Annotated in this window: 16 protein-coding genes; 6 read left to right on the plus strand and 10 right to left on the minus strand. The window is 55.1% G+C overall.

Annotated features, from left to right (window positions below; translation table 11 throughout):
* Window positions 1-49: 49 nt before the first annotated feature.
* From ABLO27_RS22675 to ABLO27_RS22710, 8 genes are all read right to left on the minus strand, one after another.
* Window positions 50-3,196: an AAA family ATPase gene (locus ABLO27_RS22675; RefSeq protein WP_353035981.1), complete on the minus strand. Its 3,147-nt coding sequence runs from the start codon at window positions 3,194-3,196 to the stop codon at window positions 50-52.
* A gap of 614 nt (window positions 3,197-3,810) precedes the next feature.
* Window positions 3,811-5,109, minus strand: coding sequence for an NAD(P)/FAD-dependent oxidoreductase (locus ABLO27_RS22680; RefSeq protein WP_353035982.1), 1,299 nt, complete (start codon window positions 5,107-5,109; stop codon window positions 3,811-3,813).
* 7 nt (window positions 5,110-5,116) lie between these two features.
* Entirely contained in the window at window positions 5,117-6,739 is a 1,623-nt protein-coding gene (locus tag ABLO27_RS22685) for a GMC family oxidoreductase (RefSeq protein ID WP_353035984.1), read from the minus strand.
* 17 nt (window positions 6,740-6,756) lie between these two features.
* A complete protein-coding gene (locus ABLO27_RS22690) occupies window positions 6,757-7,614 on the minus strand; it encodes an ABC transporter permease (RefSeq protein WP_353035986.1) in 858 nt (285 codons plus the stop codon).
* A gap of 14 nt (window positions 7,615-7,628) precedes the next feature.
* Window positions 7,629-8,498 (minus strand): ABC transporter permease, encoded by an 870-nt coding sequence (locus tag ABLO27_RS22695; RefSeq protein WP_353035987.1) that lies wholly within the window; start codon window positions 8,496-8,498, stop codon window positions 7,629-7,631.
* A complete protein-coding gene (locus tag ABLO27_RS22700; protein WP_353035988.1) occupies window positions 8,498-9,619 on the minus strand; it encodes an ABC transporter ATP-binding protein in 1,122 nt (373 codons plus the stop codon). Before ABLO27_RS22700 ends, ABLO27_RS22695 begins: the two co-directional genes overlap by 1 nt.
* A gap of 129 nt (window positions 9,620-9,748) precedes the next feature.
* The gene (locus ABLO27_RS22705; protein ID WP_353035989.1) at window positions 9,749-10,825 is read right to left on the minus strand and encodes an extracellular solute-binding protein; all 1,077 of its coding nucleotides are present in this window, start codon (window positions 10,823-10,825) and stop codon (window positions 9,749-9,751) included.
* Window positions 10,826-10,941: 116 nt separating this feature from the next.
* Window positions 10,942-12,429, minus strand: coding sequence for a PLP-dependent aminotransferase family protein (locus ABLO27_RS22710; protein ID WP_353035990.1), 1,488 nt, complete (start codon window positions 12,427-12,429; stop codon window positions 10,942-10,944).
* 128 nt (window positions 12,430-12,557) lie between these two features.
* Between ABLO27_RS22710 and ABLO27_RS22715 the strand changes: the two genes are divergently transcribed.
* Both ABLO27_RS22715 and ABLO27_RS22720 read left to right on the plus strand, forming a co-directional pair.
* Window positions 12,558-13,664: a mandelate racemase/muconate lactonizing enzyme family protein gene (locus ABLO27_RS22715; RefSeq protein ID WP_353035991.1), complete on the plus strand. Its 1,107-nt coding sequence runs from the start codon at window positions 12,558-12,560 to the stop codon at window positions 13,662-13,664.
* A 1-nt stretch (window position 13,665) separates the two neighbouring features.
* Complete coding sequence (locus tag ABLO27_RS22720) at window positions 13,666-15,159, plus strand: aldehyde dehydrogenase family protein (protein ID WP_353035992.1); 1,494 nt, start codon at window positions 13,666-13,668, stop codon at window positions 15,157-15,159.
* Window positions 15,160-15,234: 75 nt separating this feature from the next.
* On the opposite strand, the gene ABLO27_RS22725 is transcribed toward ABLO27_RS22720, so the two are convergent.
* Window positions 15,235-15,744, minus strand: a complete 510-nt coding sequence (locus tag ABLO27_RS22725; protein ID WP_353035994.1) for a hypothetical protein — start codon at window positions 15,742-15,744, stop codon at window positions 15,235-15,237.
* Between the two features lie 3 nt (window positions 15,745-15,747).
* Window positions 15,748-16,467 (minus strand): helix-turn-helix transcriptional regulator, encoded by a 720-nt coding sequence (locus ABLO27_RS22730; protein ID WP_353035996.1) that lies wholly within the window; start codon window positions 16,465-16,467, stop codon window positions 15,748-15,750.
* An 823-nt stretch (window positions 16,468-17,290) separates the two neighbouring features.
* Here ABLO27_RS22730 and ABLO27_RS22735 point away from each other — a divergent pair.
* The 4 genes from ABLO27_RS22735 to ABLO27_RS22750 all read left to right on the plus strand — a co-directional run bounded on the left by ABLO27_RS22735 (window position 17,291) and on the right by ABLO27_RS22750 (window position 24,661).
* Entirely contained in the window at window positions 17,291-18,217 is a 927-nt protein-coding gene (locus ABLO27_RS22735; protein WP_353035997.1) for a hypothetical protein, read from the plus strand.
* Window positions 18,218-18,361: 144 nt separating this feature from the next.
* On the plus strand, window positions 18,362-20,311 hold the full coding sequence (locus ABLO27_RS22740; RefSeq protein ID WP_353035998.1) for a hypothetical protein: 1,950 nt from the start codon (window positions 18,362-18,364) through the stop codon (window positions 20,309-20,311).
* A 1,053-nt stretch (window positions 20,312-21,364) separates the two neighbouring features.
* Window positions 21,365-23,254, plus strand: coding sequence for a type I secretion system permease/ATPase (locus ABLO27_RS22745; RefSeq protein ID WP_353036062.1), 1,890 nt, complete (start codon window positions 21,365-21,367; stop codon window positions 23,252-23,254).
* A 60-nt stretch (window positions 23,255-23,314) separates the two neighbouring features.
* On the plus strand, window positions 23,315-24,661 hold the full coding sequence (locus tag ABLO27_RS22750) for an HlyD family type I secretion periplasmic adaptor subunit (protein WP_353036000.1): 1,347 nt from the start codon (window positions 23,315-23,317) through the stop codon (window positions 24,659-24,661).
* The last annotated feature ends 298 nt before the right edge of the window (window positions 24,662-24,959 follow it).

A 24,959-nucleotide genomic window follows, 5' to 3' on the forward strand; every position in this document is an offset into this window, starting at 1 on the left:
CAACGTTCTGCCATCAACCTGGCATTGTGCACTGGTACGAACAGGCCCGCTAACCCAGGAAGCTGGACAGGAGGCTTGTTGCACGATCCTGTTCCGGTCCGGGTTCCAGGTCTTCCAGAACATTCTTTGTCCGCTCTATCAACCCGGGCGTCACCTTCTCGGAAAGCAGGATCATCCTGTCCGTCAATGCTCTCAGGACAAGAACGCTGGCATTCTGTTGCGCCGCGATTTCATCTGCGCGCGACAGGTCTGCCGAGACTTCCATGTCTCGATGACCAATTGAATTATAGAGCCGTGCGCGGCGGCGATAGAGTTCTGCAAGCCAGAAGGCGTGCCCCGCTTCTTCTGCGCGTTCAATCGCCGAACCAAGCAATCTTGCGCCGTCTTCCCACTGACCGAGTTGTCCGTCGAGCTCTCCTGCCATTTCCAGATAAACCGGAAAATCTTCTTCAGTGCCGATTTCCCGCTGGATGGTCAGGCCTTGGGAGAGCTTTGCCCGGCCGCGCGCAGGGTCTCCGGCCATGCCGTCGGCCCATCCGGCAAAAATTAGGCTTTTTGCCTCCAGAGACTTGAGTTCGTGTTCCGAGGCGACGTTGTGCATGCGGCGCGCCAGATTGGCCACCTGATCTATATCGCTGCGGTATCGGTAGAGCATGATGCCGATGTCCAGGGCGTGACAATTGCTTCCGATGTGATCGATATTGCGGGCCCAGTCCTCAGCTTCTTCCATGTAGGTCACAGCGGTTTCCGTCTGGCCGACAAACCAAGACGACAGGGCCTTTTCGCCGAGGCCGCACACGCGCGCGTCATGACCGCCATATCGGGTTCGATGATCGAGGGCTTCGCCTTCGCTGTAAAGCTCCAGACCTTTGGCGATGGCGTTCAGGCAGTCCTCGTGATTGCCGGTGTTGAACGCAGTTGCCCATCTGCAATGATGGGCCTGCAGCTCGACTTCCCGGTCATTTGAACCAGCCAGGTCCCTGAGAAGCAATTCTGCCCGCTCGCGTTGTATCTTGAAGTTGCCTGCGGTGAACCAATAGCCCCAGTAAAGAGGAAAGCCGGTTGCGCGGTCCGCGTATGGAACCTGGCGCAGCAGCTCTACACCGCGGCTGTAAAGCGAGGAAGCTTCCTCCGATCCTGTGCCGTCCAGGGTCGCGACGACAGGACCAAGCAATTTGACGATCTCCAGTTCCAGTTCGGCCGAAACAGCTTCGTCCTTGAGCTTGCCGGTGAGCAGGCGGGCGCGGTTCAGCAGAGTTCTGGATTCTTTCAACGCCGATTGAATCGACGCCTTCCTTGCCGCGTCAATGTAGTGGTTTACAGCTTCCAGAGGCAGTTGCGCTTCTTCCGCGTGTCCTGCCAGTTCCGCGCTGGTAAAAGGCTGGCCGAGTTTGCCATTCTCAACAGCCAGATGATAAAGCGCGGTATGGAGTGTGCGCCTGTTGGATCGGAGCAGACCGGAGTAGGCGGCTTGCTGAAGGAGCGAGTGTCGGAAGCGATAGGACGTTTCCAGTTCGCTCGATTGCTCTTCGATAAAGCCGCCGGCAAGGAGGCGGTCAAGTGCCTCATCAGTGGACGCTTGCGCACCCGTGGAAGAGAGAAGGGCAGCGAGTGTCAGAATGTTGAAGCTTCTGCCGATCACGCTTGCCGCCTGGGCGACGAATTTTGCAGGTCCCAGGGTTCCAAGTCGTGCTGCAAGCAAATCCTGCAGGTTTGCGGTTTCATCGGATTCGAACAGCATTTCCCAGGCGGTTTCTTCAAAATCGGCCTCGGCTCCACGATCGAGAACAAAGCGTGTGAGCTCTTCTGCGAAAAGGGGAACACCTTCACATCGTGTTGCTATGGCTTCAGCCAGCTTCGGGGGGAGTGGCGTGGCACCCGCAAAGTTTTGGATCAGCTCGAGGATGCTGTTTTCGTCAAAGCGCGATAGCGAGAGTGTCGTGAAATTTGCTGTTCCGTGCCAGTTCTCCCCCGGTGCTTCGCGAGAGGAAACGATGACGAAAATCGGAGCGGAACTCACTTTGTCGAGCAGTTGCCTGAGGAATTCGATGGTCTGGCTGTCCGCCCAGTGCAAGTCTTCCAGCTTGATAACGCAAGACTTCTGGCTTGCGACCGCCATGACCGCGTCGACCATCAGGGATACGGCCGAGTCTGCAATGTCCGGTGCTTCGACTTCCTGTGACGAGGAGGCTTGTTGCAGTGGGGAAAGCAGGAAGGCGAGGGCTTCATAAATGCGGATCGGATGGACACCGGGAAGTTTCAGGACGTTTTTCAGAACCTCGGCGGAGGGGGTGTGGAAATCGAAATCGGGTTCTCTTCTCCTGATTTCGTTTCGCAGGCTTTTGACAATCGGATAGTAGGGCGTTTCCTGACATGAAGGCTCGCATTGGAAATCAAGCACGTGCGCGCCTTCCTTGCGGGCCTGTTCCATGATCTGGTGACACAGGCGCGACTTTCCGATACCCGGCTCACCGTGGATATAGAAGACCTGTCCGCGGCCATCGCGGGCATCCTGCCACTTGGCCTTTGCGGTTTTCAGTTCCGCTTTTCGGGCGAGAAAAGGCTGGGCGCTGTCGCGCAGCATTTCGAACCGGTCACCGGTCTTGCGCCTGCTCAATGGTTGCCAAAGCGCCTGATGTTGCGGGAAACCTTTCAATTCGATGGCGCCAAGGCTCTCATAGTAATAGAGACGGCGCGTTGCCCTGTATGTCGCATTGGAAACGACAACGGTTCCGATCTTGGCGGCTCCCTGGATGCGAGCCGCCAAAGTCGGGGCAATGCCGATTATCTCGTCGCGCTCAGCAAGAGCACCGCTTCCGGCCTGGCCAGAGATTGCCGAACCCGTAGCAATGCCAACTCTCACCTGAACGTCGTTGTCCAGTTCCCTTTGAACGAGTTTGCACTCCTTCAAAATGGACAGGCCTGCGTCGACAGCACGTTGCGGTGCATCTTCGTCAGCCACCGGATAGCCGAAATAGGCCGACCCTCCATCGCCCATGAGCAGGTCCAGATGACCGCCATGTGATGTGATCGCACCATGAGCAGCAGCGTGAATTGCGTGCTGGATTTCGCGAAAATCTTCCAGGTCCATGTTGTTGACCAGCGTCGTGGAGCCAACCATGTCGTAGAAAAGCGCAGTAATCTGGCGACGCTCGCCTTTTTCAATATCGAGGTCTATCGAAGTCTTCCGGGGCATTCTGTGTCTTTGACCTGCTCTTTCAGGATGACGTCCGGTCTTGAAAAGTCATTTCACTTAGAGTTGGGAAGGTTGTTTCTCTCCTAGGGTTAGTATTTGTAATCTTGGTAAAAATTGTAATTCCTCAACTCATAATCGCGCAATTATAGCGTAGAGTAAGGTGTTGTGTAGGTATATCAAAATATAGAATTATAATGACGATCGTATGAGTTATCTATTCTGGGAATGATAATGTAAAAATTGCGAACGTCGTTCGTAGCATGTCGATTTCTTAGTGGTGGATTTCACTTAATACAACGCTTTGTTTAGAGTTGTTTCTTTCCTCTCTGTTCAATTTAAGGCATGCAAAGCAGCGAGCAGTCGACACTGAAATACGACGAAATTCTCTCATTCGGCAGATAACGTTGTTCCGGCAAGCGTAGTGGCGGAGTGTTCACAGTCGTGCCGGAGCTTCTCGATGCACGTTGCGTGGCTCCAATCAGACGGTTGCTCCGCAAACCGGTGCTGCATGATCTGGCGTTCTAACGGCATAGCTCGTTTGGCATCGTGAAAATTGACGCCCCGCATGCTTTTGCCTGATCTGTTGCAGACGGTGTGTCGCCCCCGGAAGGGGCCTAGACGCCAATACGGTCACGCAACCGGTAAACGAGGACTGATGGCGCCAGAAACCAAGGGGTGCCAGCGTAGAGCGGGCGGGTGGGATAGGATATCCGTTCGAAGGCAGACGCGGATTTTTCGGTGCCTGCGGCTTTACGGCCAATGCGCATGCCCAGGTAGCTGGCCATGCCGACGCCTGCACCGCAATAACCCATTGCGTGGAAAAGTCCCTTGTCTTCACCACAGTGGGCGAGGGTGTCGAAGGTGTAGCCGACAAAACCCATCCAGGCGTGACTGATCCTGACGGTTGCCAGCTCCGGAAAAAGCGAAACCATGTCCCGGTGCAGCTTCAAGGCGCTTTCGCGGGGATCGGTTTCGCTGAGCGACACGCGGCCACCGAACAGAAGCCGTTTTCGGTCTGGTGACAGGCGATAGTAGTAAACCAGTTTGCGGGTATCAGAGAGTATCCGGTCAGTTGGAAACAGCCTGTCAATGACATCCTCAGAAATCTCTTCTGTAGCGATGACATAGGACCCGATCGGTATGATCCGCCGTTGATGCCAGGGGGAAAGAGCACCCGAGTATCCGTTGGTGGCCAGAATGACCTTCCCGGCAATGACCAAGCCATCGGCGGTCTGAACCTTGAAACCTACCTGTTGGCGCTCGATTGAAAGAACAGGGCAGTGACCTCGGATCAGTGCACCCGCCTTGAGCGTTTTTTCCATGAGGTGCGGGTGATACTTGGAGACGTCGATGCTGCAGTGATGCGGATAGACAATGCCACCGAAGTACTGATCGGTTCCAAGCTCTGATGCCATGTCTATCCTGGAAACCATGTGCGCGTCCGTTTGCCAGACCGGATGTCCCGCAGCGCAATCCCTGGCGAGGCGATCATAGAGATGGGATTTGTGAGCGCCGTGAAATCTGCCGACTTCGCGCAGACCGATATCCAGTCCCTCCACCTTCGAGAGGTGGTGCATGTAGTCGAGGGAGGCTTGTCCCTCCCGGCATAGCTCCGTTGCTGTTTCCCTGCCGTATCGGCTGGTGAGCTTTGCAAAGGACGGCTTCAAACTTGTAGAGACCTGGCCGCCATTGCGCATACTGCAACCCCAGCCCGGCTCCCTGGCATCCAGAACGAGCGTTCCGAGTCCCTCCCGTGCCGTCTGCAAGGACGCATTCAGTCCGGTGTAGCCGGCCCCAACAACCAGAACATCAACTTCTTTCGGCAACTCCGAACTGGGAAGCTGGATATCGGGTGCATTGTCCTGCCAGTAAGGCGATGTCCTGAAGTCTTCGGTGAACAGCTGCGAGTGCATGTCTTCCTCAAGCGGCTCTGGTATCTTCCAGGATCATGTCCGCACCCTTTTCTCCGACCATGATGGTTGGAGCGTTGGTGTTGCCGGACGTGACAGTCGGAAAGATTGATGCGTCGATCACGCGCAGGCCATCGATACCGTAGACCTTCAGGCGATTGTCGACGACGTTCTCGCGCGCGTCCGTTCCCATCCTGCATGTGCTAACCGGGTGAAAGACCGTTGAGCAGCGGTTGCGGACATCTTCCAGCATGTCTTCGTCGGACTGGATTTGCGGGCCGGGTGCGATCTCCTCGTCTATGACGGATTGCAGTGCTGGGCTCTGTGCGATCTTGCGCAGCAACTTGCAACCCTCGATCATCTCGTTGAGGTCATGATTGGTGCTGAGTGAATTGGGGTGGATTTCCGGTGTGTCCAGCGGATCGGCTGATCTCAGGCCAATATGACCCCGGCTGGTCGGCCGGGTGGGCTGCATGCCGAGCAGAAAACCCGGGAAGGGATCGGGGTTCATCAGTGGCCGTTTGCCCTGGGGCGCCTTGGTGTAACTCACCGGGGAGAAGAACAGCTGCATGTTCGGTCGGCTGCAGTCCGGATTGCTCTTCACGAAGCCACCGCCTTGATTGACGCCAAGCGACAGCGGGCCGCTGCGCGTCAGGACATAGCGGATGCCCTGTGCGAGCTTGCCCCACCATGGATAGAGTTGCTGGTTCAGGGTCGGGACTTTGGACCGGTAGAGATAGTCCAACCCCAGGTGATCCTGAAGGTTTTGGCCCACTGCAGGCAAATGATGGACCGGAGCGACACCTTTAGCCTGCAGTTTTTCGCCGTCTCCAATGCCCGACAACATCATGATCTGCGGAGTGTTTACCGCACCGGCGCTCAAGATGACTTCTCTGCGGGCGGTGACCGTTTTTTCACTGCCGTCCCGTTTGTAGACCACACCTGTTGCGCGGTGACCGTCCAGGATCAACCTGGTCGTATGAGCCTTGGTGATGACGTTGACGTTCCTGCGTTTTTTTGCGCGTGACAGGTAAGCGCGAGCAGCGGACATACGAAACCCGTTTCGCGTTGTGATCTGGTAGATGCCAACCCCTTCCTGATCAGCGCCATTGAAGTCCGGGTTCCGGTGAAAACCGGCTTGTTCAGCCGCCTGCAGATAATTGTCGCAAAGCGGATGGACGTCATCTTCGACGCTGGTGACGTGCAAGGGTCCGTTGTCGCCCCGGAATTCGTTGCCGCCGGCATCGTTGGTTTCGGAGCGCCGGAAATAGGGCAGCACGTCGGCCCAGCCCCAGCCGGAGTTGCCCATGGCCTTCCAGTCTTCAAAATCCGCATGCTGGCCGCGAATGTAGACCATGGCATTAATCGAGCTGGAGCCGCCGAGCACCTTGCCTCGGGGCCAGTAACCGGCCCGGTTGTTGAGCCCGGGATCCGGTTCGGTCTGATACATCCAATTGATGTGACGGTTGTAAAACGCCTTGCCGTATCCGATCGGCATCCAGATCCAGAAATTCAGGTCGGAGCCACCGGCTTCCAGAAGGCAGACCGTGTATTTTCCATCTTCCGAAAGGCGATCGGCAAGAACGGATCCGGCAGAACCGGCACCGACGATCACAAAGTCAAATTCAGACATCATTTTTCCAACTCAACTCAAGCCGATTTATCGCGTTGAATGGCGATCGACAAAAGTGCAAGCAATCCGGAGCCGACCATCAGAAAGAAGGAAACGGCGTTCAGAACCGGGGTGGACCCAACCTTGGCCATGCGGTCGTACATGGTGATTGTCAGCGGTGCTTCGGATCCGACCAGGAACAAAGTTGTGTTGAAGTTCTCAAAGGAGACGAGGAATGCCACGATGCCCGCTGCGATCATGGCCGGACGGAGGAAGGGCAGGGTTATGGTTCTCAACACGCGGGCACGTGTTGCTCCCAGGTTGAAAGCTGCCTCTTCCATTGTCGCATCAAACTTCTTCAGACGTGCGGTGATCACCAGTGAAGTGATCGTGGCGATGAAGGAAAACTGACCCAAGACCACCAGCAGGATGCCGGGTCGCAGCAACTCCAGCTCCAGATCAAAGCTCTTCTCGACATAGTTTGCCGTGTCACTTGCCAGTACCAGGATGGAAATACCGAGGATTACTCCGGGGATGACCAGCGGGATGACCATCAGGATGTAGAAGAAATTCTTGCCCGGGAACTCGCCGCGCACAAACAGAAAAGCATTCGTCGTGCCCACCAAGACCGACAGAAGTGACACGAATATGGCGATGACGAAGGAGTAGTAGAGTCCCTGCAACAATCGCCTGTCGTGGAACATGCCCAGCTTCGGCTCGGTATCCCCGAAGAACCAGTCGAGGGTAAACCCCTGCCAGGGAAGGGCCGGGAACAGGCTGTCGTTAAAGGCGAAGGCTCCCGCGGAAATCAGCGGCGCCGCCAGAAAGATGAAAAACGCAAAAACATAAAGGCGGTAACCGAAGAGAAACGGCGTCGTCTTGTTTTTTGTAATCACTGTCGACCTCCTCCTCAGCTCTTGGCAACCGTATTTGCCAGTGTCTGGCCGCTCAGCTTCAGGCCGAGCCAGATGACAAACGAAGTGAAGACAAGCAGCAGCATGCCGAAGGCGGCGCCACCTTCCCAGTTGAACCGGGTGATGAACTGATTGTAGATCTGCTCTGTGAACCAGCTGGAATTTTTGCCTCCAAGAAGGATCGGTGTCAGGTAGGATCCGGCGGTCAGCATGAAGGTCACGATACAGCCGGCGACAATGCCGGGCATGGCGTAGGGAATGATGATCCTGCGCAGAACCGTGAAACCGTTGCCGCCAAGATTGTATCCGGCCTCGATCATGGAATTGTCCATCCCGTCCAGGGTGGAGACCAGCGGAACGATCATGAACAGGATCACGGTATAAACAAGGCCGATGATCACCGCGACGTCATTGTAAAGAAATTCGATTGGTGTCGAGATCACTCCGGTCCAGAGCAGAAAACTGGAGATCACGCCGGTTTCGCGCAAGAGCAGGATCCAGCCGAAGGCCCGGATCAGGTCGCTGACCCAAAGCGGGATCAGGCAGAGCAGGAACAGGCCGCCGCGTGAACGCGGACCGGCAATTTTGGCGATGTAATAGGCGATCGGAAAACCGATCAACAGCGCGAGCGCCGTCACAAGAAGCGACATGGAACCTGTGCGCAGCAATGTGTTCCAGTAGATTGGTTCGTTTATGAACTCGAGGTAGTTGGCGAAGCTGTACTCGTAGACCCGTGGGGCGACTTTTTCGCGGAAGGACAGGATCACCATGCCGATATGAGGCAAGAGGATCAGCAGCGCAATCCAGAGTGTGAACGGCGCGAACAGCAATATCAGAGAGAGCCTTTTGATATCCTTGTTCTGCATCACGCCTGCTCCTGATGAGCGAAGCACATGGCCTGCCTCGACGACCAGACGAGGCGCACGTCTTCTCCGGGTTTGAGGTCGTTGTCACCGGTCAGTGTCACGTCGGATTCAACCAGCTCTCCGCTGCCGGTGCGCACCAGGACACGGCTGTTGGCGCCATTAAAGAGAAGACTGTCGACAACACCTTCCATCGCGTTGTCACCCTCAGTGTCCTTCGGGGCTGCATCAGCGGTTCGGAGTGTCCTGATGAATTCAGGGCGGACGAAAATCTCCACCTTGTCGCCTTCCCGGATGGAGGATTGCCCGGCAGAACTGAAGCTCATCGGCAGCCCTTGAGCGGTTTCCACCCTGCCGCCACTGCCGTCGCTTGCCCTGACCGTGCCCGTCCACCGGTTGCTGTCCCCGACAAACCCGGCAACAAATGCGGTTTTCGGGTGATGGTAAAGGTCCTGCGGCGTGCCGATCTGTTCGAACTCGCCCTGGTTCATGATGGCGACATTGTCGGACATCACTAGGGCTTCGGACTGGTCATGGGTGATGTAGACGAATGTGGTGTTGAACTGGTGCTGCAGAAGTTTCAGCTCGATCTTCATCGCTTCACGCAGTTTGAGATCCAACGCACCCAAAGGCTCATCGAGCAGCAGCACGTCCGGGTCCAGAACCATGCAGCGGGCGATGGCGATGCGCTGCTTTTGACCGCCCGAAAGCTGGTGGATCTCCCGTTCGGCTACATCAGGAAGCGCAATGCGCTCCAGAACGTCATGGACCTTGCGCTTGATATGATCATTGCTGACACCATTGCACCTGAGGCCATAGGCTATGTTTTCATAGACGTTCATCATCGGGAACAGGGCCAGATGCTGGAACACCATTTTCACATTTCGCCGGTTCGGCGGGGTGCCCAGCACGGACTTACCCTTGATCCTGATGTCTCCGCCCGAGGGGTCCTCAAAACCTGCGATCATACGCATCAAAGTGGTCTTGCCACATCCGGAAGGGCCGAGAATGGAGAAGAACGAACCGCTGGGAATGTTGAACGAGACATCCTTTACCGCGCGAAACGCTCCAAAATTCTTGGAAATGTCCAGGCATTCAAGGTCGAAATCCGGGCTGTGTGTCATGAATGATTGCCAACTGATGAGGACAGATAGGTAGGGGATGCCGGTTTCATCGGCATCCCCTTGCGCAGGTTGTTTTGAGCTGTGTTGCTCTTTCCATCAGGGGCGGAACGCCGCTGATGGTCGTTTCAATCAGCCGCCGGTTGCCGCCTTGATCTTTTCAAGTGTCTTGCCTTCCATGTCTTCCACGCCCGGAGGAATGTTGGCAAAGAACTTCAGATTGTCGATGTCAGCATCGGTAAAGGCCGCATTGACGGCTGCCTTCTTGTCTTCCGGCAACAGATCCTTGCCGCCTTTGACGGCCGCAATCGCTCCGGTGCTTGCAGACATCAGCGTGACGTTCTCGGGGCGCAGAACAAAGTTGATCCACTTGTAGGCCGCGTCGTCAGCCTTGCCTTTTCGCGGCAGTGCAAACGTATCGATCCATGCAAGCGCTCCTGTTTCAGGCGGCACGAAAACAATGTTCTGGTTCTGGTCGTAGAGCTTGTAGGCGGTCGAGTCCCAGGTCTCTGAAGCAACGATTTCTCCGGAAAGCATCATCGCAGAGAGGTCGTCGCCGCCCTTCCAGTACGCCTTGATGTTGTCTTTGCAAGTGATGAGCTTGTCGGCGACCTTGTCCAGAATGCCCTGGTACTTGTCCAGATCGGAATAGGCGGCAAACGGGTCTTCACCCATGGAGAATGCCGTCCCGAGCAGGATCGTGCGTTTGAGGCGCATCGAGGTCTTGCCCTTGTAAGCCGGATCGCACAAGTCACCCCAGCCTTTGAAGTCTGGCGCCTTGGTTTTGTCGGCCATCAATCCGGACGTGCCCCACTGATGCGGCACCGCATAGACTTCGCCGTCGATCGTGGTGTTTTCCTTCACCCCATCAAGAAGCTTTGCTTCCATCACATCCGTGTCGATCTTCGACAGATCGAGGGGTTTGTAGATGTCGTATTCCAGCTGGGCGGCATAGATGCGGTCATGGCTTGGCTGTGCAAGATCGAAACCCGCCCCGCCGGTGGCACGCAGCTTTGCGATCATCTCTTCGTTGTTGGAGAAGGTGACTTCAACATCAATGTCGGGATTTTCAGCTTCAAATTTCTGAATGAGTTCTTCAGGGGCATATGAACCCCAGGTCAAAAGGCGCAAGGTTTCCGCCTGTGCGGTTCCTGCTCCGGCAAGCATTGTTGCGGCCAGCAGGCCGGTCATCGTTGTCTTGAAATGCATTTATTCCTCCCTGAACGAACGCAGCATACGAACGGGAAGAAAGCCTAGGGTTGAATTGGTCTGGCAAATATATCCATTGCAGATAATTTAACAGTCCAATTCTGAAGATGTCGTTGTTAGCTGGTGCAGCATTCGGGCAGAATGTCGTTCAGGACCTGGATGCCTTTTCGGATTTCATCCGGCGCCGAACTGCCAAAGCCTAGCACGATGCCGCGCTGTGAAAGGTTCGTCAGTGCGTAGCGGGATAGTGGTGCCGTTGTGACACCGCGATCCGCCGCTTTTGCCACAATGACATCGTCGTCCAGCTCAGGAGATGTGAGGCCCACGGCGTGAAAGCCGCTGCGTGTCGGTTGCAGGTCGATACGGCCCGCAAGGCATTCGGCTTCCGACATCAGCGTGTCGTGACGCTCCCTGTAAAGCTGGCGCATGGTGCGGATGTGCGTTGCAAACATGCCTTCATCCATGAAGTCGGCGACGATTGCCTGTGTGACCGTTGGAACGCCGCTGAGCCAGGTCAGGCAGACCCGCTCGAAGCTTTCCACCAGACCCTCCGGAACAAGCGCAAACCCAAGCCTGAGTGCAGGAAACAGGGACTTGGAAAAGGTGCCGACATAAATCACCCGGCCATGGGTGTCGATGCTCTTGAGAGTTGGTGGCGGTTGGTCGCCATAGTAGAACTCGCCGTCATAATCGTCCTCCACCACCATCGCATCGGCATCATTGGCAGCTTTCAGGAGCGCCAGCCTGCGGGAAAGACTCATGACGTGGCCGAGAGGTTGTTGGTGGGAGGGGGTCACGAATGCCAGGCGGAAATGAGGTGCTTTTGCCAGGCCGTCATCAATACACAACCCCTCGTGATCGACCTTGACCGGAACCGGAGAAGCTCCGATTGCGACAAATGCGTTGCGCGCACCGATGGCCCCGGGGTTTTCAAACCATATCGGTTCTCCTGGGTTCACCAGCATGCCGCCGACCAGCGAGAAGGATCTCTGTGCGCCATTCGTGATGAAGATCTGCTCTGGTGCGCATTTGATGCCTCTCGAGGCATTGAGCTGACGGGCAATGGCACGTCTCAGCGGCATGTACCCGAAGGGTTCGCCATAACCTGCGATGTGATCCCGATCCTTGCGCCAGTGCCTCGCAGAAAGCTTGGCCCATTGCGCCATCGGAAAGGCGTCCAGTGCGGGCAGGGCGGTCACGAAGGCCCGGGATTTGTGGGGCAGGCGCGACCGGGGGGCGAAATCCGAAATGGCGTGGCGCGTTGCGTGCGAAAGTCTTGGCTCGACCATCACAATGTCGCTTGTTTCGATGGAGGGCTTGGGTGCAAGACGGGCATTCAAGGCTTCGCTGACAAACGTTCCGGCACCCACCCTTGCTTCCAGGAGACCCTCGGAAATGAGGCGGTCGACTGCATCGATGACGGTTGTCCGGGAGACGCCGATTTCCTGTGCCAGGGTTCTTGTTGCCGGCAATCGATCGCCCGGTGTCAAAGCCCCGGTTAGAAGCAGGTCCCTCAGCGCCATATAGAGCTGGATCGAGATTTTCTTTTCCGCGGTCTTGTCGATCTTGATCGATGACAGAACAGCGCCGGCATGCCGTTTCATTGTGTTCTCCAAATTGGTATGAGATTTTCCGCAAAAAGGACCTTAATTCAAGTCCAATTTCAGATAGATTGGGCGCCCGAACCATGAAATCGCCTGGCGGTGTTGCCGCTCAAGGACCTGAAACTGATATGAAAATTCAATCCATAGAAACGTTTACCAATGAATTCGTCTGTTTCGTCCGTGTGACGTCGGACAGTGGGGCTTCCGGGTGGGGTCAGGTTGCGCCCTACTACGCGGACATCACCGCAGAAGTGGTGCACAGGCAGGTTGCTCCCTATGCACTCGGGGAAGATGCGTTCGACATCGCTCACCTGATGGACATCATTCCGGACCGGGAGCACAAGTTCCCGGGGTCCTATCTGCGCCGCGCGATGGGAGGGCTCGACACGGCATTGTTCGATCTTCGCGGCAAGGTGGAAGGAAAACCCGTTTGTGAACTGCTGGGGGGAACGCCGGGCAAGGTGAGGGCCTATGGTTCTTCCATGAAGCGGGACATCACTGCGCAAGACGAAGCTGATCGGCTCAAGAAACAGCAGGATGAATTCGGGTTCACGGCCTTCAAGTTCAGGATCGGAGCCGAATGCGGCCGTGACCAGGATGAATGGCCGGGCCGCACCGAAGAAATCGTCCCCACCATGCGCAAGTCATTCGGTGATGAAACGGCTTTGCTTGTGGACGCCAATTCCTGTTACTCGCCGGCCAAGGCGATCGAGGTTGGAAAGTTTCTCCAGGACAATGGCATTTCGCATTACGAGGAGCCGTGCCCCTACTGGCACTACGACCAGACCAAACAGGTTACCGACGCACTTGAGATCGATGTGACCGGAGGAGAGCAGGACTGTTCGCTGGTCGATTGGCAGCGCATGATTGATCAACGGGTTGTCGACATCATCCAGCCGGACGTCTGTTATCTTGGTGGCATGGTGCGCAGCATGAAGGTGGCGCAGATGGCGCATGAAGCGGGATTGCCCTGCACTCCGCATGCAGCAAACCTGTCGCTGGTCACCTTGTTCACAATGCATTTGCTGAGGGCGATTCCGAACCCCGGGAAGTATCTGGAGTTCGCAATCGAGCAGGAGGATTACTATCCTTGGCAAATCGGCTTGTTCTCGTCTTCACCGTTCACCATTGTTGATGGCCATGCGAGCGTGACGGACGCACCCGGCTGGGGCGTTGAGATCAACCCGGAATGGTTGGCCAAATCGACCTACAAGATCAGTTCCCTGGAGCGTTGAGATGTTGAACGCAAGCGATCTTATTGCCGAATATGAGAAGACCGGCACACTGGAAGCATTGCCTATCGGTCATTTCATCGACGGGAGCTTCACTCAGCCCGCCCACAACGGGACGATGGAAAGCTATGATCCGGGCAGGGGCAAGGCCTTTGCGCGTTTCACCGCGGGTACGGAAGAAGACGTCGACGAGGCTGTCCGGTCGTCAAAAAGTGCTTTCGAGGCATCCTGGCGGGACGTGGCGCCGGTGGAACGCGCACGTATTCTCCAACGTGCCTCTGCGCTTATCCTCGACAATCAGGACCTCCTGGCGGTGGTCGAGACGTTGGACAGCGGCAAGCCTTTGCAGGAAGCTTATGGGGACGTTAGAGGCGCGGCGCGAACTTTCGAATACTACGCAGGCGCCTGTGACAAACTGCAGGGCGACAGTTTCCCTCTTGGTCCGGACTATATCGGATACACGATCCATGAGCCTGTCGGTGTTACGGCTCACATCATTCCCTGGAATTTCCCCATCTCGACGGCGGCGCGCGGATTCGCTCCTGCCCTTGCAGCCGGTTGCACCGTAGTGGCCAAGCCGGCAGAGCAAACGCCGTTCACAGCGCTCTTGCTTGCCCGTTTGCTGCATGATGCCGGGCTGCCGGCTGGTGTCTGCAATGTCGTTACCGGAACCGGAACTGCTGTCGGGGCTCCGCTGACACGTCATAGTGATATCGACCACATCACGTTCACCGGCTCTGTGCAGACCGGCCGCACGGTGATGAAGACGGCAGCGGATGATGTGACCCGTGTGGTGTTGGAGCTGGGCGGCAAATCCCCAGTTGTTGTTCTGAAGGACTGTGACAAGGAGCAGGCGCTCAACGGAGTTCTGGGTGCGATCTTCGAAAACGCCGGGCAGATCTGTTCAGCCGGATCGCGGTTGGTAATTGAAAGAAGTATTCACGACGAATTCGTTGGGGAGCTCGTTTCCAGAACCAGAGCGCTTCAACTCGGACATGGCCTTGCGAAGCCGGACGTTGGACCGGTCAACTCCGCCGAACATCTTGCAAAGATCGAGGGTTTTCTTGAACGGGCGAAGGCTCGTGGCGCCAATATCCTGACCGGCGGGTCTGTCACATCTGACCCGGCAACCGGCAACGGGTGGTTCTTCGAGCCGACTATCGTCGACGCTGTGCCGGTGAAAGACGAGCTGGCGCAGGAAGAAATTTTCGGTCCGGTCCTGACGATTCAAATTGCCGATGACGCCGATGATGCGCTTCGGATTGCCAACGATTGCCAGTATGGACTGGTTGCCGGCATTTACACGTCAGACTTTGCAAAGGCTCACCAACTTGCCCGCAAGATCGATGCCGGGCAGATCTATATCAACGAGTATTTCGCCGGAGGGATCGAGGTGCCGTTCGGCGGCAACAAGAAATCCGGTTTCGGGCGAGAGAAGGGGCTTGAAGGGCTCTTAAGCTACTGCAAGACCAAAAGCATAGCTGCCAGGATCGCGTAACTCGCGACGGACAAGGGATTGTCCGCTTGAAGGGTCGGCTCAAGTTCCCCGAGCCGGCCCATTTTTCGACCGGTCTCAGACGGGAAACTTGCGGCGGCGGAAAAAATTCCACAAACCCTTGTTTACGGTTTCGGTTTTCAGGATCGTTTCTTTCACCAGCGAGATTTCGCGTTTGTTGATCGGGCTGGTTTTTCCAAACTTGATCGCATCCTTATGATCACTGATACGCATGAGGATCGTGGATGCGTTGCGCCCTTCGTTGTCGAAGGAATAAATGCAGTGATTGTACTTGTTCTTGAGCTTCAGGGTTTTGTGCATCGATTGTGTCAGCTCAAGCACCTCTGCGCGCAAGTCGGGGTCCTGACCTTCCATTTTGACCAGTCGCTCCACCAGATCAATTCTCGCACGAGAGGTGTTCAGCGTCAGGAATATGACGGTTGCCATGTCTTTCCTGACGCCTGTCAGTCCCGCGATCATGTGGATCAGCAGACTTTCCGTATTGGTCCAGGTGTAGTTCAGACGCCCGACCAGGGTCAGGAACTCCTGAAAGTCATCACTGAATTCGCCAGTTCCCTTCGAACTCATTATCTACATCTCGATGATCGTTGCCCTTTGGTCCGACTGAAGGTAGATCGCCGCAGCTTCAGTCCGGTTCGATACACCGAGTTTGGAGATAATGTGATGAATGTGCAACTTGATCGTATGCTCCGATAGGGAAAGCCGGTTGGCGATGTTCTTGTTCTGATAACCTTCGGAAATCAGGTGAAGCACTTCCGACTCACGTTTGGTGAGCTTCCTGAAGAGGCCGGCCTGATGTTCGAAACTTTTTTGCCTGACCGGTTGTTCAGGCTGGGTGTTCGAATTGGCAGAGTGCATGAACTTGATTGCGTCTGCCGGCAGGTAATGGCCGCCATTCAGCATGAGCCTGATTGCGCCGAGCCACAGGTCCACTCTCAAGTTCATCGGCAGTACGCTCTTGATCAGGCCGTTCTGAAAGTAGTCACGGATGATCTTGGGGAATGCGAGATCGTCGTTGATCAGAAGGCACACATTTGCATCGGGAAAGTTTCTCCTCAAGCATGCGATAACGTCTTTGCGTTCCGCCCCGAAGCTGTCGTCGATCAAAAAGAGGCGCTTTGCAAACCGGGTCTGCTTTTCAGAACGATAGAGATCGCTTTTGTCGCCAATGCGAATGAAGCTGCCTTCTTTGATTTCTCGATCAATGCAGTCTTCAAGTTCTTTTGGGAATTTGTCTTTAGCGCCAATGTAATATATGGAATTTTTTTTGTCATAATCGATGCTGCTCATTTCGAAAGCACCTCCAGTGAGCAGGTTAAAACAAAGTATTTCAAAAAATTACAAAGCAAAAATTTGCAGAATACGTACGAATAGATTTTGTATTCTGAATGATGGTTTTATTCCTCTACGTTCCTTTTAAATAAGTATGGATTTGTGAGATTCCAAGTGTTAGCGGTTTTCTTTTTGTTGAAATGTGAACGTATTTAAAATCAATTATTTAAGTTAATTTTATTGTTTCTTTGTCTTTGTTTGGATGAAATTTCCCGAAAAAATAGCGTCCTTTCAGAGATCAGGGAATTAGTTCGAATTTCAATTCTGAGGATATATATTAAATCGCTCAATGGTTATATTAATAATTCGGTATATACATGTTTCTTACGTAGGGTAGCTTGAGGATTTCTCCCGTTTTTTCGCTATCGTTTGATATATTTGCCTACGCGAAGCTCTCGGGAACTGAGTTGGTTAATGTTTAGTAAACATTTCCAGCTTATTTCGTGGCGGCAAGTCTGCCATTGTCGTAGCTGGCGGTTTGGATATAGATAAGAAATAATTTCGATGCTTAGATAGCACCTATATTTGATCTAATCTCCCCCGCTGAAAGTAAATGGCGCAGCAAACGACGTTATGTCGATTGGTGTGAACGGGAGGCTGTTGGCTTTCCTCCATTTGAGGCCGGAACGGAAACGTTCCTTCTCGAGGCAGACAGCTCAATGCAATTCGATAGAAGACGATTTGCCGGGCTGTCCTAAATCAGCACCTTAGATTGCGGCATTGGGCCTGAAGATGCGGCGCCCGATGACGGGAGAGGTGCGCCCAATTTAGGAGAACTACGATGTCACGCGGTAGACAAGGCCAGATCCAAGGCGAAGCACAGGGTCAATTGCAGGGCCAGGCACAAGCTGAACTTCAGAAGCAGCTTCAAGGTCAATTGCAGGGCCAGGGTCAGGGACAAGGTCAGGGCCAAGGACAAGGTCAAGGTCAAGGCCAGCATCAGTCCCAGGGCATGCATTCAACGTCGTTTAACGCTAATGGCAACTTGAATGGCAACGGTAACCTGAACGGTAACGGAAATGCCAACGGTAACGGCAATGCCAACGGAAACGGCAACCTGAACGGTAATGCCAATGGCAACGCAAACGGCAACCTGAATGCCAACGGCAACATCAACTACATCGATAACGATGTGGACAACAAGGTTGAAAACAAGGTTGAGACCGAAGTCGATACCAAAGTTGAAACCGAAATCGAAGTTGACATCAAAATCGATCTCGATCTTTCCACGCTCCCCGACGATGATGATGTCATCGACGTGGAATCCATGGAAATCGAGCACATTTACGATTCCGTCGCGCAGGTTGACGCGGTTGTTCAGGAAGCCGGAAACGGCGGTAACAACTTCAACCTCGATCAGATCAACAACATGGCCGACAACGACTTCCAGGGCTATGCCGGCGTAGGATTTGACGGTGGCGCAGCTGGATTCGGCTTTGTTGGCGATATCGGTATCGGCAACGACGATCTCGGTGGTGGCTTCGTTCAGGCTGCATACGCTGATGGCGGCAAAGCCTATGCGAACGGTGCAACGGCTCGCGTCGGCGATGACGGCAACAACGAAGGCGTTGGCGCTGCATCGGCAGACGGCGTCGTTAACCAGGAAGCATTCACCCAGGAAATCGTTCAGGGTGCAAACCTGCAGTACAACAGCGCAAATATCGTAGGTGGAGATTCCACAACATCTGACGATGGCGATATGGGCTAATTCATAAAAAAATGCCGGTTCGCGCATCCCCGCGCGGACCGGTTCTTATTGTGCACGCGGTATAAGGCCCAAGTGACCTTTAGCGCCAGTCGTTGAACAGGTCCCGTTCTCGCTGCAGGGAACCATGCAGTCGGGAGAAGTGTTATGTTACAAAGTGGTGTTACCGAACTGATCTGGCATTTCGCCGGATATCTTCATTTAACAGACGAATTGGCTCGCGCCCGATCGCAGTACGAAGATCTGACTGCGATGCGTAACGAACTGGAGCTCCAGTTCGATGAAACGAGTCACGAGGCAGATCCCGGTGAATTGGAAGAACTCGGGGCAGGCAGGGCCGATGTCTACTGGCCAGGCCTTGACCAGATTTCCCAGATTGTCGATCCGGCCTGGTACCGGTTCCTGTCGACCGACCCCCAGCGTATTGAATTCGATCTTGGATCAGATCCTTACTTCAAACCATTTTTCCCATTCAGCGTTCCCTTCTCCTTCAACTTTGTCGAAGGCCCCAACGTCATACGCCAGGAATGGGGTCACGAAACAAATGTCGATCTCGATCAGCTGAACATGCTGAACGACAATGACAGCTTCGGGGTTCGGGAAGGACTGAGCCTTTATGCGGTCACCGGCATCAGTGTGAATTACGAAATGGCGACGATGCGTGAGATCGCAAAGGAATCGATACCCGAATATCTCTTTCCCAAAGGTGGCGGAAACATTCATGTTGTCGGTTCCAACCTTGCCGAAGCCCAGCTTGCAAAGCTGGATTCCGGAGAAGAGCCTTCGACGCTAGAGCTGGGAATTTACGTCAACGGTGTTCTGCAGGACGAAGAGGAAGCAGAGGAAACCGAAACGGCGGGATCCGATTCAGACGACCGCAGAGAAGGGGCTCCTCCGCCCATTCCGGAGCAGCCAGATGGTTGGGCGCCAGGCGATCCAGGTCTGGTTGGCGCCGAAACCGGTAGCAACACGGTTTACAATGCGGCCGTGATAGTTGATGCCGATGAAGGCGTTGGTACGTTCGTTGTTCTGGGAGACTATTTCCGGACGAACACCATCGCCCAGGTCAACGTCTATTCAGACAGCGATCACATTCAGATCGGTAATCCAGGAGGAGATTTCTCGCTTTCCTTGTCGCTTGATGGCAACGTGGCGACCAACTCCGCCAGTTTCACCAAGGAAGCACTTCTTGATGAAGCGATTGATTTCCGCGGCTTTACCGGTTTCTTCTGGGACATCGATATCTCCTACGGAGACTATTACGACGTAAAGAGCCTGTATCAGGAAAACGTTCTCTATTCGAACGACATCTTTCACCAGACTTCGACTTCGGCGCATCAGCGCGTCATGATGGATGCCAATGGCCAGTACAATGCCGCATTCGTTGAGGACTGGGGAAACAGCTACGATTTGATCGTGGTGCTGGGCAGCTACTTTTCCGGCAATTTCATTCACCAGACCAATGTACTGCTCGACAACGACTGGGTGGTGATGGCGTCTCCCGGTGAGGGCGGGTCGCAAACCTATTACGGCGGCCAAAACGAGCTCTCGAACGAGGCAGCCATCACGTCCTACGGGCTCGATAGCTTCGGAAGCATTTCAGCGGGATTTGAAGCGTTCCTGCGTGGTCTGGAAACAAACAACCGCATTGACCCTGAAGACTGGTGGTCACATTCGGGCTCCGGTTCAGGGAAAATGAACGTCCTCTTCGTAACCGGAGATTACTACGACATCAACTTCATCAAGCAGCTCAACGTGATTGCGGATGCTGATGCGGCCATGCAGATCGGAGGTGGTGGATCGCATCAGTTCCTTTCGACCGGTGGCAACACCATGACCAACTTTGCGACCATCATCGATGTGGATGCTTATGGCGACCAGTATGTCGGTGGCGAGGTTTATGAGGAATGGACACTGGTCCAGACCAACGTCATCGGAGCAGAAGACGATGAGGTTGTTTACGGCGATGCCGAGCAGTTGGCCAACGAGGTTGTCGCCTTTGCCTACGCTCCTGAAGAGGAAACTGAACAGACCGAAACAGGAATCGCTCCTGCTTCGTCGAGCGGAGGTGATGAACTCGGGCAGTTGATGGCCTGAAGCAAGTCGGGTTGGCGGATACAAGTTCCGTCAGCCCATATTTTTTTGAAACAGCACTTTTCGTGAACCTGCCAGAACAAAAGACAAAAACACCGGTAGGGATTTGGGAGACTATTGATGAGGTTCGATGACGAAGCTTCCGGCTTCAGGACCGGAGAAAATGACGGAACCGCAACAGAGGTGGACTCTGCCCCCACTGAGGGGGATGCGATCATCCAGTCGCTCGTCAAACGCATGCGTGAACAGAACCAGACTGACCCGCAAAGCGTTGAAAAATCCGAAACCGAAGAAACAGTCGCTGCCGATCAGGAAGTCGCAGACGACGCATCCGACAATTCTTCAGCTGCAGAAGAAACCTTGAAATCCGATGACGACATCAAAAAACATGTTGAACCGGAGCAAGATGAGGTTGCCGAAGCGAATAGTGAGATCTCTGCTGCCGTTGAAAAGCCATTGGAGTCAGATGACGAAGCAGAGACAGACGCTGAACGGGAAGAGGTTGTTGAAATCGAGGTGAGCTCTTCGGACAAGGCAGAACAGGACGACGAATCTGTCAGCGAAGAAACATCTTCCGAGTTTCTGCCGCCCGAAGTCACCGATCCGTCTTCATTTGTTGACCAGTATCCTTCGATCCGATCGACGATCGGGCAAATCAGCTCCAAGCAAACCGTTGAGACGGCCCCCTCCGAGACTGTTCCAGCGTCCACGACTGCGGCCAATCTCAATACGGTCGAGCAGGAACAGGTTTCCGCAGCCGGCTTGGCTGCCTCCGCTGGGCCTGCCAATTTCAGCAATCTTGCATTTGCAGTGCCTGGCAGTTCCTCTTCCTTTGCTTCGGTTGCCGCTTCTTCTCCAAAGGAGATAACGATTACCCCGGAAGGTGAGCGCGAGGAACCTGCTCCGAAGCTTCGCCTGGTCGAAGGCGAAGCTATCGATGGAACAAAAGCGGCGCCGCAGATCGAAGTGGAAGCAAAGGCCCCGGAGGTTGAGCCCGAAGCCCGCATTGAACCGAAACCTGCCAAGGACCGGCCGGCCCCGAATGTCCCTCCCGTAATGCCGGATGAGAGCACCAAGAAACGTTTGCCATCTGCGCGAAAGGCTGATGCCGGCGGAGGAAACGGTACCGGTGGCGACAAAGGCCGCGGCGGCGGCGGTGGCGGTGGTGGCGGATCCGGTGGTGGCGGCTCCTCGTCGGACTCCAATTTGGGAAAACGCCACTACGACCAGAACTTCCGCGAAGTTCTTACCAAAGGTCTTTCTCGGTGCCGGCGCAGCCTGATTACTGTCGGTATCTTCTCCTTCTTCGTGAACGCTCTGCTTCTGGCTATCCCGATCTATCTGTTCCAGATTTCGGACCGGGTCCTGACCAGCCGCAGCCTGGATACGCTGGTGATGTTGTCGGTGTTGGTGGCCGGTTTCCTGCTGGTTCATGTTCTGCTGGATATGGCGCGCCGTCTCATTTTGATGCGTATCGCAGTTGAAACGGAAACCAGGCTTGGGCCGTCGGTGCTCAGTGCTGCAGCCAAGGCCTCTCAGAACGGTTCGAACCGCGAGTATCAGACGCTCGGTGATCTGCAGCAGATGCGCAGTTTCATTACCGGGCCGGTGCTGTTGAACATGTTCGATATCCCGGTGATTCCGCTCTATATGCTCGCGGTTTACCTCATTCACCCGCAGCTGGGCTACATCGTCACCTGCACAGGTCTCACGCTGCTGATCATCGCACTTATCAACCAGAAGGTGACCGCCGTTCCCTTCGGTCAGGCAAATGCTTACGGCATGAGGGCCAACTTGCAGGCGGATGCAATGTCGCGCAACGCCCAGGTGATCAACGCCATGGGCATGATCCCTGAAGGTGTGCAGATCTGGGGCAAGGAAACACTGGAGTCTCTGAGGGCTCAGGTTCTTGCCCAGGACCGCAACGTGATGATGTCCGCCATCTCGAAGTTTGTCAGGTTGTGCACCCAGATTGCTCTGCTTGGTTGGGGTGCGTGGCTGGCACTGAACAATGAACTGACTGGCGGGATGCTCATCGCGGCCTCCATCGTCGGTAGCCGTGCCCTTGCACCGATAGAAGGTGCCATCGAAGGGTGGCGCGGGTTCATCCAGGCGCGTTCTGCGTATGCGCGCATTCGCACATTGCTGCTCAATTCACCTTTGAACCTGGAGCGCTTGCGGTTACCGCGCGCCAAGGGGCGGGTGACCGTCGAGCGCATTCTCTATGTGCCGCCGCCCACCAAAAAAGTTATCCTGAACGGTATTTCCTTCCACCTTGAGCCGGGCGAGTCGCTCGCAATCGTCGGTGCTTCAGGATCGGGCAAATCCACGCTTGGTCGCATGCTGGTCGGATCGATCGTTCCAACAGCGGGCAGCGTCCGGCTGGACCATATGGATCTTCGCAATTGGGATCCGCGTCAGTTCGGCGAAAGCGTTGGCTATCTGCCGCAGGACGTTCAACTGTTCCCGGCGACCATCAAGGCCAATATCGCGCGCATGCGCGAAGATGCCGATGACGACCAGATCTTCGAAGCAGCGGAAACTGCGGATGTCCATGAGATGATTTCCCAATTCGCTGCTGGTTACGAAACGCAGATTGGTGTCGATGGTGCGCCGTTGTCCGGTGGCCAGAAACAGCGCATCGGGCTTGCCAGGGCGTTTTTCGGCAATCCACGAATGGTTGTTCTGGATGAGCCCAATTCCAATCTCGACGTTCCCGGTGAACGTGCTCTCGCCCGGGCGCTGACACGCGCCAAGTCGAAAGAGATCACCGTGATTGCGATCACGCAACGTCCCAGCCTGCTCAAGAATGTCGACCGGATCATGATGTTGAAGGAAGGCACTGTTCATGCCTTCGGTCCGCGCGACGAGATGCTGAAAGTATTGCGTAAGGGAAATAACAGCGGCGCGATTGAAAACAACAACAACAGCTTACCGCCGCAGTAAGCACGGTTGAATTTCACATAGTCCGACTATGTGGTTTGCAGATGCAGGAGTGTTGAAGTCATGTCCTATCTGGCTATGTGCGAAGATTGGGACCGTCAGATTGCTAAGACAAACGGCCGTGTGAAGTTGTTTGGATACAGTCTGCTTGGAGCATGCGTCTTCGGTTTCGGAATCTGGGCCAATGCCGCTCCCATAACCGGTGCGGTCGTTGCCTCCGGTGTGTTCGTGGCGACAGGCGAAAACAAGATCGTCCAGCATTTCGAAGGCGGGGTGATCAAGGACATCAAAGTGCGGGAGGGGGACCGTGTCGAGCCGGGTCAGACCCTGATCGTCCTGGACGATGTTGCGCCTCGCGCCGAGTTGCGGCGCCTTGAATTGCGCTTCACGCGACTGAAAGCAATGGAGGCACGTTTCCAGGCTGAAATGAACTGGGAAACGGAAATCGGTATGCCCGAGGCGATTGTCGGTCAGCGCGAGAACGATAGTGAAGTGGCTGCGATCATTGACGCGCAGAGCCTGACTTTCCAGGCCCGGCGGAACACGTTGGTCAGCGAAATTGCAACCCTGGAAGACGGCATCAACGCACTGCAGGAGCGGATTACCGGCAGCACAGTGCAGCTTCAGGCGGTCAAGGACCAGTTGGCACTGATCGACGAAGAGCTGGTCGACAAGTCGGCGCTGCTGAAGAGCGGACTGATCCGCAAGCCGGAACTTCTCGCCTTGCGCCGGGCAAAGGCAAACCTGCACGGAGAAATCGGCCGTTTGACGGGTGAAATCGGCGATGCCCGGGAGCGGATTTCGCGCATTCGCGAGCAGATCCAGGTTGCCCGGAATACGGCAATCAAGCAGGCCGTCGATCAGATGCACGAAGTTCATTCCGAGCTCGACGATGTGCGTGAACGCGTTCGTTCCGCACGCGCCGTCGTGAACCGCGTCAACATTACCGCGCCGGTAAAGGGCATTGTCGTGAAGCTGGGTTACCACACTTCCGGTGGTGTTATTGAGGCGGGCAAGAATATCCTTGAAATCGTGCCGCTTCAAGAAGAGCTGCTGATCGAGGTTCCAGTCCGCCCGCAGGATATTGACAATGTGCGCAGTGGCCAGCGGGCAACCATTCGCCTGACCGCATTGAGCCAGCGCGTTACCCCGATGGTTGAGGGGACGGTTATTTACATTTCCGCTGATGCGTTGCCGAATGACATTTCATCGACAAAGCAGACCGGATCCGAGGATGCCTATGTCGCCCGTATCCGTCTCGATCCGTCAGCGCGAGAAATTGTTCAGAACTTCACTCCGACGCCGGGTATGCCCGCGGAAGTCTTTATCACGACCTCCGATCGTACCTTCTTTGAATACCTGACCAAGCCAATTCAGGATTCCATGTCACGGGCGTTCCGTGAAATCTAAGTCGAAGAGGAATGCCGGAGGTGCCTGCCTCCGGCATTCGTGGGCGTGTTTGGTGGCGTGAGGGCTTGCGGGAAGACAGGGCGGTCATATCAATCACAGCTCTTCGAGAAGAAACTGATTCACCTGTCGCTGCCTGAAAACACAGGTTTCAACGCGACAAGTCATAAACTTTGTTTCAGAGCTTTCACGAAGCGCAATGGCTCTTCAGGACGGTTTGGGGCGAGGAGCCGCTCTCACCTGTCGAGATCTTGGAAATACAGTTCCAAACCAAGATTGATATGGCAGGCGATTGGCTGGC

Source organism: Roseibium sp. SCP15, from assembly GCF_040329435.1.
Taxonomy (GTDB): domain Bacteria; phylum Pseudomonadota; class Alphaproteobacteria; order Rhizobiales; family Stappiaceae; genus Roseibium.